The sequence below is a fragment of the Cellulomonas hominis genome (genome assembly GCF_005239125.1).
Taxonomy (GTDB): domain Bacteria; phylum Actinomycetota; class Actinomycetes; order Actinomycetales; family Cellulomonadaceae; genus Cellulomonas; species Cellulomonas hominis_A.
This window is the reverse complement of the sequence record NZ_SZYE01000099.1, coordinates 1-14,092: the sequence shown is the minus strand read 5'-3', so window position 1 is coordinate 14,092 and position 14,092 is coordinate 1. Positions and strand designations below refer to the sequence as shown.

Here is a 14,092-nt window from a genome sequence, read left to right as displayed (position 1 = left end):
GGCGGTCATAGCGAAGGGGAAACGCCCGGTCCCATTCCGAACCCGGAAGCTAAGCCCTTCAGCGCCGATGGTACTGCACTCGCCAGGGTGTGGGAGAGTAGGACGCCGCCGGACATCATTCAGAGAAAGCCACCCCTTCGGGGGTGGCTTTCTCTGTTTATGCACCCAGAATCCACCGCTCGCGACACGTGCGCGGCCGGGGCCACCCCGCTCCACCGCGGGCCCGGGGCACCCCGCTCCACTGCACGCCCGAGGCCCCCGGCTCGACCGTTCGCCGAGTGTGCAGTACCCGCGGGGTTCCGGGCGGCCGAAGGCAGCAAGTTCTGCACGCTCGGCGGGCAAGAGCCCCGGAGCTGCGCGCGGCAGCCGTGAGCGGCCCCGCGAGACGTCGGACGGTTCGCGGTGAGACGTGGGCTGGTGCGCGGTGAGACGAGCGCCGGTTCCCTATGGCGCGCCGTGCGCTGGTCTCCGGCGGCGAGACGGGTTTCGTCTGCCGATGGCGCGCCGTGCGTCGGCTCCCGAACCCGTACCCGCGTGCCCGTTCCCGCCGAGCATGTAGGACATGCTGGCTTCGACGCCCCGGAAGCAGCATGTGCTGCCATCTGGGCGATCGCGCCCTGGGGTCGCGCCCTGGGGTCGCGCCCTGGGGGCGCGCCCTGGGGGCGCGCCCGGGTGTCGCGTGCGGGCGTCCCGCGAGGGGCGTCGCGCGGGGGGCGTCGCGTGCGGGCGTCCCGCCCGGGGCCGGGTCGGGTGGTGGCGCGGGTCAGGCTCCTCGGAGCAGCTCGGTCAAGGCGTGGGTGCCGATCGTGCCGATCACGGGGTCGTCGTCGCCGTGGGTGACCATCGCCGCCGCCATCACGAGGGCCCAGCCCGCTGCACGGCTCCAGCGTCCCGGGTCGTCGGGCCCGCGGGAGTCGGCGAGCGCATCCGCGCGGGCGCGGAAGGCGGCGCGGCCGGCGGCGTCGAAGGTGAGCCAGGCGGTCGCGAGGTCGCAGGCGGGGTCGCCCGACGTCACGTCGCCGAAGTCGAGCAGGCCGGTCAGCAGCCCGCCGCGGGTGACGAGGTTCGCCGGGTGCGGGTCGCCGTGCACCCACACCGGTGGTCCCGGCCAGGCGGGGGCGGCCAGGGCGTCGTGCCAGATGCCGTCCACGCCGGCGCGTGCGCCGGGTCCGAGGTCGTCGAGGTGGCCCGCGTCCACCCTCGCCCGGAGCGCCGCCGCCCGCCCGGCGAGCGCCCCGCCGCGGACGGGGTTGACCGGTGCGCCCGCGGGCGCCGGGACGTGCAGCGCCTCGAGCGCCTCGGCAAGGGGGGCCGCCCAGCGCGTGCGGTCGGGAACCGGCTCGTCGGCGGCGTGCTCGCCCTCGATCCAGGGGACGACGCTCCACGACCAGCGGAAGCGCTCGCTCGGCCGACCCACCCGGACGGGGGCCGGCACCGGCACCGGGCACAGCGCGGCGAGGGTCGGGAGCCAGCGCTGCTCGTGCTCGACGAGGTGCGCGGCCGCCTCCCGCCGGGGGAGGCGCACCGCGAGGTCGTCGCCCAGCCGGAAGGTCGCGTTGTCCCAGCCGTGCGCGACCAGCCGGAGGGGGAGCGCGGCGAGGTCCGGGTGCTGGTCGGCGAGCAGCGCATGGACGAGCCCGGTCGTCAGGTCGACCTCGGCAGGTGGCTTCGCGGGCACGGCGGGGGCTCCTCGGGAAGGGTGTACCGCCCGGGCATAGACGGCGGGCGGCGCTGGCGACGGCCGGCCAGGCTACACGCCGACCGCTGCCTCACGGATCGCGCGCGTCATCTCGCTGCGGGGTCGTGGACCTCAGCTCCCCGGGACCGCCACGCCGGTGCCCGCGGCACCCGGCCGACCGGTCGGCACCCCGGTCCGGGGCAGCACCGACTGCGCCAGCAGCGTCGACCCGGCCACGGCGGCGGGCATCGTCGCGACAGCGCCGCCGGGGACGAGGAAGCACAGCTGGGTCGCGACCCCGAACCCGAGGGCCCGGGCGCGGTGGCCGCGGAGCAGCGCGTTCCGTTCACGGCGGGACAGCCCTCGGGCGACGAGGGCGCGGGAGGACAGCTCGTGCGCGAGGACCCACCCGGTGAGCGTGACGCCGGTGATCCAGCCGAGCGGCGCCCCGACGACCGGGATCAGCCCGAGCAGCCCGGCGGCCGCGGCGGCGACCAGGCCGCGCGCGAGGAGCGCCACGCCGTCGGCGGCCCCGCGCCAGACGCCGGTCGACCCCTCGGGGACGGTGCCGGTGGTGTCCTGCTCGACCGCACGCCAGATCCGGTCGTAGAAGGGCTCGCCGACCGTGAGCGTCAGCGCGGTGAACGTCACGACGACCAGGACCACGACGGCCACGAGCACCACGCCCTGCGCGGCGAGCTCGGCGGCCTGCTCCCACGCCGGCGACCAGCCGTCGGCGAACGGCGTGAGCCGGTCGCCGATGGTGCCGAGGTTCGCGACGAGCGCGATCAGGGCCGCGAGGACGACGGCCCCCACGATCACCGCGGGGATGAGGCCGCGGGCCATCGCGCCGGGTCGCCGGCGCCACCAGGTCCAGCCGCCGCCGAGCAGGCGGACGCCTGTGAGGAACTCCTGCATGCGGGCAGCCTAGGTCGCGGGCACGTCGTCCCGCCGCCGGAGCACGTCGTCGGCCCCCGCGGCGGGGGTCGGGACGCCCGGTCCGGGCGCGGGGTCGGCGGCGTCGGCGGGGCGGGTGGCGCCCGTGTCCTCGGCGGGCAGCGGCACGACCGCGTCCACGACCATCGACCCGTCGGTCGGCCCCTCCACGGGCACCGGCACCGGCGTCGCCCCGACGCGGTCCAGCGGCGCGATCGGCGCGTGCGCGAGCGCCCGGTGCGCGCGCAGGTACGCCGGCACGAGGAGCACCACGGCGCCGACCCAGGCGAGCGGGTTGCCCCACACGACGCCGAGGTAGCCGAACGCCGCCCCGAGCACGACGGCCGCCCCCACCCGCATCGCCAGCTCGATCACGCCGGTGAGCGTGGGCACGCCGGTGCGACCGAGGCCCTGCAGGGCGCCGCGGAGCACGAACAGCACGCCCAGGACGGCGTACAGCGCCGCGTTGACGTGCAGGAGCTGCGTCGCGAGCCGGACGACCTCCGTGGCGCCGTCGCCGACGAACAGCCGCACGAGCCAGCCACCGGACGCGAACAGCACCACGCCCAGGACCGCCGAGCCCGCCACGGCGAGCCAGGCGGCCTGGACGACGCCCTGCCGGATGCGGTCGGGGCGGCCGCCGCCGAGGTTCTGCGCGACGAACATCGACACCGCGAGCCCGAGGGACTGCAGGAGCGCGACCGCCAGGCCGTCCACCCGGGACGCCGTCGTGTACGCGGCCACCGCGTCCGCGCCGAGGGTGTTCAGCCGCACCTGCACGGCGAGGGTGCCGATCGCGATGATCGACGCCTGGAACCCCATCGGCAGGCCGATCCGCAGGTGCTCGACGAGCTCGGCCCGCGGGACCCGCCAGTCCGCGCGGTGCACGTGCAGCACCGGCAGCCGGCGACGGACGTACGCGAGGCAGAGCCCCACCGACAGCGCCTGGGACACCACCGTCGCGAGGGCGGCCCCGCCGACGCCGAGGCCCAGCGGCCCGACCATGACCACCACGAGGACGACGTTGAGCACGCACGCCAGCGTCAGGAACCACAGCGGCGTCCGGGAGTCGCCGATCGCGCGGATGATCGCCGCGAGGAAGTTGAAGAACATCATGGCGCCCGCGCCGAGGAAGCTCACCCGGGCGAACGTCGTCGCCTCGGCCATGAGGACGTCGGGGGTGCGCAGCAGGGCCAGGGCCGGGCGGGCGAGCAGGGGCGCCGCGACGGTGAGCAGCACGCTCACGGCGCCGGTGAGGAGCGTGCCCGCGGCGACGGACCGGCGCACGGCGGCGGCGTCACGGGCGCCGAACGCCTGCGCCGTGGGGATGGCGAAACCCGAGGTCATGCCCCAGGCGAAGCCGAGCAGCAGGAACAGCAGGCTGCCCGTGGCGCCGACCGCGGCGAGCGCGTCCACGCCGAGGTGGCGGCCGACGACGACGGCGTCGGCGAACTGGTAGAGCTGCTGGACGACGTTGCCCACCAGCAGGGGGACGGCGAACACGAGGATGACGCGCCAGGGGCTGCCGGCGGTCAGGACCTTGGCCATGACGAGAGTGCTCCGGGGCAGGACGGGGGTGGGGGGCGGGCGGGGAGGGCGGCGGTCGTCGGCTCGCGCCGTCCCGCCGTCACCCCGATCGTATCGTTACGACCGCCGGTGACCAGGGCATTGTCCGGGCGATTCCGGGCAGGCCCGGCCGCACCCCGGGCGCGGCCGCCCGCACCCCGGGCGCGGCCGCCCGCACCGTCACACCGGCGCGGGCACCGTCCGGTCCTCGTCCCACGGGACCGCCCAGCCGACGGCGTCGAGCAGCCGGTCGAGGATGAACGCGGTGAACCCCCACACGAGCACCCCGTCGGCGTCGAACGCCGGGCCGCGCCACTCGTGGCCGGCGCGCCGCAGGACGGTCGTGACGCGCCGCGCCGGGTCGACGAGGTCCGCCACCGGCACGCGGAACACGTCGACGGTCTCGGCGGGGTCGGTCGCCGCCACGGCCGAGGGGCGGTCCCACCACGCGAGCACGGGCGTGACCAGGTTGCGGCTCACCGTGACCGGCAGCAGCGGCAGGGTGCCCAGGACCCGCACGCCCGCCGGGTCGAGGCCCGTCTCCTCCCGGGCCTCGCGCAGCGCCGCCGCCTCGGGGCCGGCGTCGGTCGGGTCGATCCCGCCGCCGGGGAACGACACCTGGCCCGGGTGGTGGCTGAGCGTCGGGGAGCGGCGGGTGAGCAGCACGTCCAGGTCGGCGGCGACGGCCGGGTGGTCGGCGCGGGCGTGCGCGGCGTCGAGGACGCCGAACAGGACCAGCACCGCCGACTGCCGGACGGGCCGGGCGTGCGACGCCTCCCGGCCGGGGGGTGGTGCGTCGAAGGCGCGCTCGGGGTCGGGCGCCCACACCGGCCGCTCCGCGCAGAGCGCGACCAGGTCGGCCAGGGCCCCGTCGGCGCCGCCCGACCCCGGCGCGGCCGCGGGTCGCACCGTCACGCCCGCTCCCGGACGGCCGCGGCGAACGACGCCAGCCCCAGGTCCGCACCGGGTCGCAGCGCGGCGAGGTGCTGCCGCGAGCCGAGCCGGATGGCGGCCACCTCGTCGGGCTCGAGGTCGGCGACCATCTGCGGGGTCGCCAGCCAGAGGTCCAGCACCGTCGCGTCGACCTCGAGGTGGAACTGCGTCCCCACGGCCGAGCCGGCGCGGAACGCCTGCACCGGGGTGGTGCCCGTCGACGCGAGGAGCGTGGCCCCGGCCGGCAGGTCCACGGCGTCCGCGTGCCAGTGCAGCACCGTGGGACGCGGGCCCGCCGGCGCGAGGAGGGGGTCGTGCGCGACGACGTCGACCGGCGCGAAGCCGATCTCGGTGCCGTGCCGCCGGTGCAGCGGCGCCCCGAGGGCCAGGGCGAGCAGCTGCATCCCGAGGCACACCCCGAGCGTCGGCAGCCCGGCGTCCACCGCCTCGGCCAGCAGCCGGCGCTCGGCGGCGAGGCCCGGGTGCCCGGCGTCGTCGTCCGCGTCCTGCGGGCCGCCCATGACGACGAGCCCGGCGAGGTCGGCGACGGCGGGCAGGCGCGCCGAGGGGTCGTCCAGCACGGTGCGCGTCGTGATCGGCAGGCCGTCGAGCGCGCGGGCGACGAGGCCCGGCCCCTCGTGCGCGACGTGCGTGAGGACGAGGACGGGACGCGGCTGGGTCACGACGCGACCCTAACCGGTGCGCGCCGCGGTGCCCGCCGGACGACGACGGGCCCGGGCCGGGGTCTCCCACCCCGGGCGGGGCCCGTCCGTCCGGTCACGCGCGCGGCCGCCGGGGCGTGCGCCGCCGGCCCGCGTCCCGTCCGCCGGTCACCACCCGTCGGGCAGCGGCCGCCCCTCGTCGTACCCGGCGGCGGACTGGATCCCCACGACGGCCCGCTCGGCGAGCTCGTCGAGCGAGGTGGCGCCCACGTAGGTGCACGAGGACCGTACGCCGGAGGTGATCCGGTCGATCAGGTCCTCGACGCCCGGGCGCTCGGGGTCGAGGTACATCCGCGAGGAGGAGATGCCCTCCTCGTAGAGCGCCTTGCGGGCGCGGTCGAAGGCGGACCCGCCGCGGGTGCGCGCGGCCACGGCGCGGGCGGAGGCCATGCCGAAGCTCTCCTTGTACAGGCGCCCGTCCCCGTCGGCGTGCAGGTCCCCGGGGGACTCGTGGGTGCCGGCGAACCAGGACCCGACCATGACCTGCGAGGCGCCGGCGGCCAGGGCCAGGGCGACGTCGCGCGGGTGCCGCACCCCGCCGTCGGCCCAGACGTGCTTGCCGAGCTCGCGCGCGGCCGCGGCGCACTCCAGCACCGCGGAGAACTGGGGCCGCCCGACGGCGGTCATCATCCGGGTGGTGCACATGGCGCCGGGGCCGACGCCGACCTTGACGATGTCGGCGCCCGCGGCGATGAGGTCGCGGGTGCCCTCGGCGGTGACGACGTTGCCGGCGACGACGGGCACGCGGGGGTCGAGCGACCGCACGGCCTCGAGGGCGTCGAGCATCTTGCGCTGGTGGCCGTGGGCCGTGTCGACCACGAGGACGTCGACCTCGGCGTCGAGGAGCGCGGCGGCCTTGCCCTTGACGTCGCCGTTCACGCCGACGGCGGCGGCGACGCGCAGCCGGCCGCGGGCGTCGAGCGCGGGGGTGTAGATCGACGAGCGCAGGGCGCCGACCTGGGTGAGCACGCCGACGAGCCGGCCGTCGCGGACGACGGGGGAGAACTTGCGGCGCGAGCCGTGCAGCCGCTCGAAGGCGGCCTCCAGGCCCGCGACCCCGCCGGACTCGACGACGGCGAGCTCGACGGTCGTCGGGTCGCCGGACATCACGTCGGCGATCTGGGTGAACCGGTCGACGCCCTCGCAGTCGGCGGGGGTGACGACGCCGACGGGCCGGTCGCCCTCGACGACCACCGCGGCGCCGTGCGCGCGCTTGCCGATGAGGGTGAGCGCGGTGTGCACGGTGTCCTGCGGGGACACGACCACGGCGCTCTCGACGACGGTGTGCTTGGCCTTGACGGAGGCGACGACGTCGGCGACGACCTCGGTCGGGACGTCCTGCGGCAGGACGGCGATGCCGCCGCGGCGGGCCACGGTCTCGGCCATGCGGCGGCCGGCGACGGCGGTCATGTTGGCGACGACGACCGGGATGGTGGTGCCGGTGCCGTCGGTCGACGCCAGGTCGACGTCGAAGCGGGAGGCGACCTCGGACCGCGACGGGACGAGGAAGACGTCGCCGTAGGTGAGGTCGGAGGAGGGCTGGTGCCCGGGCAGGAAGCGCATAGGTGTGTTCCCCTTTCCGCCCGATGCTACCCGCCGCCCCTCCGGCCCCACCCGGGACCCCGCGACCCCGTACGCGGACCCCCCGGCACGCGCACTACTCCTTCACAGCCCCGGCGCTCTGGTTCATGATCCGCTTCTGGAACACGAAGAACAGCACGGCGACGGGGATGGTCATGATCGCCGCGGCCGCCAGCTTGAGCGGGTACTGCGTGCCCTGCGACAGCTGCCCGGACGCGAGCTGGGCGACGCCCTTGGTGAGGGTGACGAGCTGCGGGTCCTGGGACGCGACGATGAAGTGCGACAGCTCGTTCCACGAGCCCTGGAACGACAGGATGACGATGGTGACCAGGGCGGGCCGGGCCATCGGCAGCACGACGGACCAGAACACCCGGAAGGTGCCCGCGCCGTCCATCCGGGCGGCCTCCTCGACCGACGGCGGGATCGACTCGAAGAAGTTCTTCATGATGAAGATGCCGGCGGCGTCCGCGAGCAGCGGGATGATCAGCCCCGCGAACGAGTTGTAGATCCCGACCTGCTTGATCACGAGGAACTTCGGGATGAGCAGCACGACGTTCGGGACGGCCATGACCGCGACGAGGCCGGCGAACACGAGCCCGCGGCCGCGGAACCGCAGCCGCGCCAGCGCGTAGCCCGCGAGCGAGTTGATGAACACCCGCCCGATCGTCACGACGACGGTGACGATCACGGAGTTCCGGAACCAGAGCGGGAAGTCGGAGCGCAGGAACAGCCGCTCGTAGGCCGCGGTGGACCAGGTCTGCGGGACGAGCGAGATGGCGTTCTGGGCCGCGTCGGCGTCGGTCTTGAAGGACGTCGCGACCTGGATGAGGAACGGGTACACGTACAGCAGCGCGAGGACGACCAGCACGGCGTAGGTGAAGGACGACGCGAGCAGGCGCCGGCGGCTGCGCCGCGCCCGCGGGACGCCGGTGCCCGCGGGGCCGGACGCGCCGCGGGACGCGCCCCGCGCGCCGCTGGTGACGGTGGCGGCGGTCATCGGTCGCTCCCGGGCGTCGAGGTGGAGGTGGTGGCGCCCGCGCCGGGCCCGCCGGTGGTCCCGGCGGTCGCGGCGACGGCGGCCGGGGGAGCGGGCGGGTCCCGGTGGAACCGCTTGCGCCGGGGGACGTCGCGCTCGCGCAGGACGACCCGCTGCAGGACCGTCAGCAGGACGATGATCCCGAACAGCACGAAGGCGATGGCGGCGCCGCGGCCCCACTCGTTGTTCTGGAACGCCGCCGTGTACGACAGGTACGCCGGGGTGAGGGTGGTCTTGGCGGGGCCGCCCTGCGTGCCGGTGTAGATCTGGTCGAAGACCTGCCAGGTGCCGATGAGGCCGAGGGTGACGACGGTGAACACGGTCGGCCGCAGCATGGGCAGGGTGACCCGGAAGAACCGCTGCCGGCCGTTGGCGCCGTCCATGACCGCGGCCTCCTCGACCTCCGCGGACACGGCCTGCAGCGCGGCGAGGAACAGCAGCATGAACGTGCCGGAGGTGGTGAAGATCGCCAGCAGGACGAACGCCGTCATCGCCACGGACGGGCCGGCGGCCCACTCCCACAGCGAGATGCCGAGGAACCCGTGCTGGGCCAGCGCGGCCGGCGCGGTGTCCACGCCGACGGTCCCGAGCAGGAGGTGGAGCACGCCCTGCGGGTCGTTGAACCAGTTGGGACCGGTGATCGACAGCTTCGCGAGGATCGCGTTGATGGTGCCCGACGCCGAGAACAGGAACAGCCACAGCACGGTGATCGCGACCGAGGACGTGACGGACGGGAAGTAGAACGCCGTCCGGAAGAAGCCCTTCCCGCGCAGGGCGGCGCGGTTGACCATCGTCGCGAGGAACAGCGCGAGCGCGGTCTGCAGGGGGACGACGAGCAGCACGTAGTACGCGTTGTTGCGCATGGCCGTGCCGAAGTCCTGGGTGGCGAGGCCGCCGCCGAGCAGCAGGCGCTCGTAGTTGTCGAGCCCGACGAAGCCGACGTCGGACGACAGCGGGCTGCCGCGACCGGTCCAGTCGGAGAGGCTGACCCAGAGCGCCATGAGCACCGGCACGACCAGGAACAGCCCCAGGACGACGAGCATCGGGGTGAGGAACAGCCACCCCGACGCGGCCTCGCGGCCCCGGGAGGACCCGGGGCCGCGACGCCGGCGGCGGAGCGGCACCGCCGCCTGTGCGGTCATCGTGTCAGGACGCGTTCTCGTCGAGGACGGCCTGCAGGTTCGTCTGCACCGAGCCGAGGATCGCGGCCGGGTCGCCGGTCTTCAGGCCCTCGAGCTGGGCGTTGAAGTCGGTGATGACGTCCGCGGCGCCGCGGGCGTTGACGACGTTCTGCGCGAAGCCGGCCGAGTCGATGAACGCGGTCATCTCCGGGAACTGCTCCTTCCAGCCGTCCGCCGCGGACTGCACGGACGGCATGACGCCGAACGCCTCGGCGAACGCGAGCTGCTGGTCGGTGGCGGTCAGGTACTGCACCAGGTCGACGGCGTCGGACTGGCTGGACGAGTCGGCGGCGACGCCCCAGCAGTTGGTGAACTGCAGGGTGCCCTGGCCGGCGGGGCCGGCCGGCAGCTCGACGACGCGGTAGTCGACGTCCGGGTAGTCGTTCTCCATGGCGCCGGTGATCCAGTTGCCCTCGATGGTCATCGCGGCGGCGCCGGTGCCGAACGCCTCGCCGCCCCAGCCGGTGCCGAGGTCGGCGGCGTACGCCGCCGAGCCGGACGCGAGCAGCTGCTGGACGTAGGTGAGGCCCTCGACGTTCTCGGGGGAGTCGGCGGTGGCCTCGGTGCCGTCCGCGCTGACCAGCGTGCCGCCGGCCTGGGCGAGGAACGCGCCGACGCGGGCGTACTCGCCGGAGAACCCGAGGCCGACCTGGTCGCCGGTGGTGAGCTTCCCGGCGACGTCGGTGAGCTGGTCCCAGGTGGTCGGGACGTCCGCGTCGGTGAGGCCCGCGGCCTCCCAGGCGGCGGTGTTGATGATCAGGCCCAGCGTGGAGAAGTCCTTGGGCGCGCAGACGAGCTCGTCGTCGTAGGTGAACTGGTCGACGAGGGTCGGGTAGAAGTCGTCGGCGTTGTCCAGCTCGGAGCCGTACGGGTACAGCGAGCCGTTCGCGGCGTAGGTCTGGAACTGGTCGGCGCTGACGTAGAACACGTCGGCGGGGTCGCCGGACGCGAAGCCCTGGCTGAGCTCCTGGGTGAGGTCGGAGGCGACCTGCACGGTGGCGTCGACGCCGGACTCCTCGGACCACGCGGCGACGGCGGCCTCGACGGCGTCGGTCTCGGCGTCGCCGGACGAGCCGATGAGGATGCTGAGCGAGCCGCCGCCCTCGGTCGACGCGGCGTCGGCGCCGTCGTCGTCGAACCCGCCGCCGCCGCAGGCGGACAGGGCGAGGACGCCGGCCGCGCCGGCGGCGGTGGTGGCGAAGAGGCGCCGCCCTCGGGCGGGGATGCGGTGCTGCATGGGGGTTCTCTCCTTCAGGGGGTGGTGCACGGAGGGTCAGGGGGTGCGGCTGGACGCGCGCTCGACCAGGTGCGGGGCCAGGAGGACCTCGCGGCTGCGCGCGCCGCCGGTGCCGTCGAGCTGGTCGAGCAGGAGGTCGAGGGCGCGGTGCGCGGCCTCGGTGAGCGGCTGGGCCACGGAGGTGAGGCCGACGGCGGCGGCGACGGGGGTGTCGTCGAAGCCGACCACGGCGAGGGTGGTTCCCTGGCTGCGGGCGACGGTGAGCGCGCCGAGGGCGAGGGAGTCGGAGGCGCAGACGACGGCGGTGGGGGCGGCGTCGGCGAGGACCCGCTCGGTCGCCTGGGCCCCGGCCGCGACGCCGTCGGGGACGCGGGCGTGCAGCCGGCGCAGCAGGCCGCCGTCGTGGCCGGCGTCCACCATGGCGGACGCCCAGCCGGCGGCGCGGTCCTCGCCGACGTCGGACCCGTCCGGCCAGCCGAGGTAGGCGATGCGCTCGTGGCCGAGGCGGCGCAGGTGGTCGACGGCGGCGCGGGTGCCGGCGGAGCCGTCGACGTCGACCCACGGGTGCGCGCCGGCGCCCTCGGGCCGCTCGCCCCACGGCCGGCCGAACGTCACGAACGGCACGTCGCGCTCCGCGAGCCAGGCGGCGCGCCGGTCGTCGCGGTGGGTGCTGGTGAGGACGAAGGCGTCGAGGTCGGCGGTGTCGAGCAGCTCGCTGTACTGGGCGATCTCGCGGTCGTCGTCGGGCGCGGTGAACAGCATCACGCGGTAGCCGCGGGCCTGGGCGCTCTCGGTGAGCGCGTGCAGGAACCGGTCGAGCACGGCGCCGTTGATGCCGTCGTGCACGGGCTCGAGGCGCAGGCCGAGGACGCGGGACCGGCCGGTCCGCAGCTGGCGCGCGGCGGAGGACGGCCGGTAGCCGAGGGCGTCGATGGCCGCGCGGACGCGCTCGGTGGTGTCGGCGCGCACGAGGTGCGGGGCGTTGAGCACGTTGGACACCGTCTGGCGGGACACCCCGGCGCGCTGGGCGACGCTCTCCAGCGTCGGCCTGGTCGTGGCGTCCATGGGCGCTCCCTCGCGTCGGGCGGTGTGCATATGATCGTTCCAAGTTGCGATTGGAACGCTCAAACGGGTGCCCCTAGAGTTGCCAGCGCCCCCGGGCCTGTCAAGCCGGGCGGGTCCCGGCCGGGTCACGATCCGGTCTCGGCGGACCCCCACCTGACCACCGCACGCCCCTCCCGAACGACGAGGTACCCATGGAGCTCCAGCCCCTGCTGCACGACCTGCTGGTCGCGGTCCACGCCCCCACGCAGGCGTGGTCGGACGCCGACGGCCAGATCGGCCTGGTGGACGGCCGCGGCGCCCAGGGCGTCTACCACGGCGACGTCCGCGTGCTGTGCGGCGCCCGGCTGACCGTGGGCGGCGTGGCGCCCGAGGCGGTCGCCTCGGGGGCGGACGGTCCCGGGCGGGCCCGCACGGTGCTGCTCGCCCGCTCGGTCGACGGCCCGGGCGCGGACCCGACCGCGCGGCTGGAGCGCCTGCGCGAGGTGGTCCCGGGCCGGGTGACGGAGACGCTCACGCTGACCTGCTCGACGGCCGAGCCGGTGACGGCGCGCCTGGAGGTGGCGCTTCGGCCGGACGGGACGCCGATGGACTGGATCAAGTCGGGCTCGCCGGTCGGCGACGCCCCGGCGGCCGAGCGCAGGGACGGCGGCGCGCGCTGGCGGGCCGACGCCGACGTGGCCGTCGTGCTCACCGCGCCCGGCGCCGAGGTCGCGGTCGACGCCGACGGCACGGTCCGGCTGGCCTGGGCGGTGACCGCCGCGACCGGCGCCCCCGTGGTGCGGACCTGGACGCTCGACGTCACCGACGCGGCGGGGCCCGTGACGGCACCGCGCCGGGCCGAGCCGGAGTGGCAGCCGCTGCAGGTGGACGCGGCCGACCGCCGGCTGCCCGCCCTGCTGGACCAGGCGCTCGCCGACCTCGGCACGCTGCGGCTGAGCGCCCGGTTCGCGCCGGACGACGTGTTCCTCGCCGCGGGCGCGCCGTGGTTCTTCACGCTGTTCGGCCGGGACTCGATCTGGGCGGCGCGGATGCTGCTGCCGCTCGGCACGGAGCTCGCGGCGGGGACGCTGCGCACGCTGGCGACCCTGCAGGGCACCACGGTCGACCCGGCGACGGCGGAGCAGCCCGGCAAGATCCTGCACGAGGTGCGCCGCGCGGAGCTGTCGATGCCCGGCGAGGGCACGGTCCTGCCGCCGGTCTACTACGGCACGGTGGACGCCACGCCGCTGTGGGTCTGCCTGCTGCACGACGCGTGGCGCTGGGGCATGCCCGCGGACGAGGTCGAGGCGCTGCTGCCGGCCATGGAGCGCGCGCTGGCCTGGATGTCGGACCACGGGGACTCCGACGGGGACGGGTTCCTCGAGTACGTCGACGAGACCGGTTCCGGCCTGGCCAACCAGGGCTGGAAGGACTCGGGCGACTCCGTGCAGTGGAAGGGCGGCGGGCTCGCGACCGGCCCGATCGCGCTGGCCGAGGTGCAGGGCTACGCCCACGAGGCCGCCGTGGCCGGTGCGGCGCTGCTCGACGCGTTCGGGCGCGAGGGCGGCCACCGGTGGCGCGCGTGGGCGGCGGCCCTGGCCGAGCGGTTCCGCGCGGCGTTCTGGACGTCGGACGAGCGCGGCGCCTACCCCGGGATCGCGCTGGACGCGGACAAGCGCGTCGTCGACACCGTGACGTCGAACATCGGCCACCTGCTCGGCACCGGCATCCTGTCGGCCGAGGAGGAGGCGACGGTCGCCGCGCGCCTGTCGAGCCCGGACATGGACTCCGGCTACGGCCTGCGCACCATGTCGACGGAGTCGGCGGGCTACTGGCCGCTGCGCTACCACGGCGGCGCGGTGTGGCCGCACGACACCGCGATCGTCGTGCAGGGGCTGGCGCGCGCCGGCCACGCGCGGGAGGCGGCGGCCCTGGCCGAGGGGCTGCTCACGGCCGCGCAGGACGTCGACCACCGGCTGCCGGAGCTGTACGGCGGCGACGCCCGCGGCACGGTGCCGCGCGTCGTGCCGTACCCGGCGGCGTGCCGCCCGCAGGCCTGGTCGGCCGCGGCGGCCGTGTCCGTGCTCGGTGCCGCGCTGGGGCTCGCGCCCGACGTGCCGGGCGGCCGGCTGGACGTCGCGCCCCCGGTGCCGTCGCCGCTGGGCGCGGTGGCCGTGC

At 76.0% G+C, this 14,092-nt stretch carries 11 protein-coding genes and 1 rRNA gene; 2 read left to right on the top strand and 10 right to left on the bottom strand.

The features are described from left to right. Positions 1-114, top strand: a 5S ribosomal RNA gene (rrf, locus tag FA014_RS12415); the annotation flags it as partial. A gap of 649 nt (positions 115-763) precedes the next feature. On the opposite strand, the gene FA014_RS12410 is transcribed toward rrf, so the two are convergent. From FA014_RS12410 to FA014_RS12365, 10 genes are all read right to left on the bottom strand, one after another. Next, on the bottom strand, positions 764-1,678 hold the full coding sequence (locus FA014_RS12410) for a phosphotransferase (protein WP_154729987.1): 915 nt from the start codon (positions 1,676-1,678) through the stop codon (positions 764-766). 132 nt (positions 1,679-1,810) lie between these two features. Continuing rightward, entirely contained in the window at positions 1,811-2,596 is a 786-nt protein-coding gene (locus FA014_RS12405) for an EI24 domain-containing protein (protein ID WP_154729986.1), read from the bottom strand. Positions 2,597-2,605: 9 nt separating this feature from the next. Beyond that, positions 2,606-4,162, bottom strand: a complete 1,557-nt coding sequence (locus FA014_RS12400) for an MATE family efflux transporter (RefSeq protein ID WP_154729985.1) — start codon at positions 4,160-4,162, stop codon at positions 2,606-2,608. A gap of 198 nt (positions 4,163-4,360) precedes the next feature. Further along, on the bottom strand, positions 4,361-5,095 hold the full coding sequence (locus FA014_RS12395) for an NUDIX hydrolase (protein WP_230323114.1): 735 nt from the start codon (positions 5,093-5,095) through the stop codon (positions 4,361-4,363). Further along, entirely contained in the window at positions 5,092-5,796 is a 705-nt protein-coding gene (locus FA014_RS12390) for a type 1 glutamine amidotransferase (protein WP_154729984.1), read from the bottom strand. The genes FA014_RS12395 and FA014_RS12390 overlap by 4 nt, the downstream gene beginning before the upstream one ends. Before the next feature lie 147 nt (positions 5,797-5,943). Continuing rightward, positions 5,944-7,398: a GuaB1 family IMP dehydrogenase-related protein gene (locus FA014_RS12385; RefSeq protein ID WP_154729983.1), complete on the bottom strand. Its 1,455-nt coding sequence runs from the start codon at positions 7,396-7,398 to the stop codon at positions 5,944-5,946. Positions 7,399-7,492: 94 nt separating this feature from the next. Further along, the gene (locus FA014_RS12380; RefSeq protein ID WP_154729982.1) at positions 7,493-8,413 is read right to left on the bottom strand and encodes a carbohydrate ABC transporter permease; all 921 of its coding nucleotides are present in this window, start codon (positions 8,411-8,413) and stop codon (positions 7,493-7,495) included. After that, positions 8,410-9,594, bottom strand: a complete 1,185-nt coding sequence (locus FA014_RS12375; protein WP_154729981.1) for a carbohydrate ABC transporter permease — start codon at positions 9,592-9,594, stop codon at positions 8,410-8,412. The genes FA014_RS12380 and FA014_RS12375 overlap by 4 nt, the downstream gene beginning before the upstream one ends. A gap of 4 nt (positions 9,595-9,598) precedes the next feature. Further along, entirely contained in the window at positions 9,599-10,870 is a 1,272-nt protein-coding gene (locus FA014_RS12370) for a sugar ABC transporter substrate-binding protein (protein WP_154729980.1), read from the bottom strand. Positions 10,871-10,906: 36 nt separating this feature from the next. Continuing rightward, positions 10,907-11,935, bottom strand: a complete 1,029-nt coding sequence (locus tag FA014_RS12365; RefSeq protein WP_154729979.1) for a LacI family DNA-binding transcriptional regulator — start codon at positions 11,933-11,935, stop codon at positions 10,907-10,909. 191 nt (positions 11,936-12,126) lie between these two features. Between FA014_RS12365 and FA014_RS12360 the strand changes: the two genes are divergently transcribed. Next, on the top strand, positions 12,127-14,092 hold a 1,966-nt coding region (locus FA014_RS12360), incomplete at its 3' end, for a glycogen debranching N-terminal domain-containing protein (protein WP_154729978.1).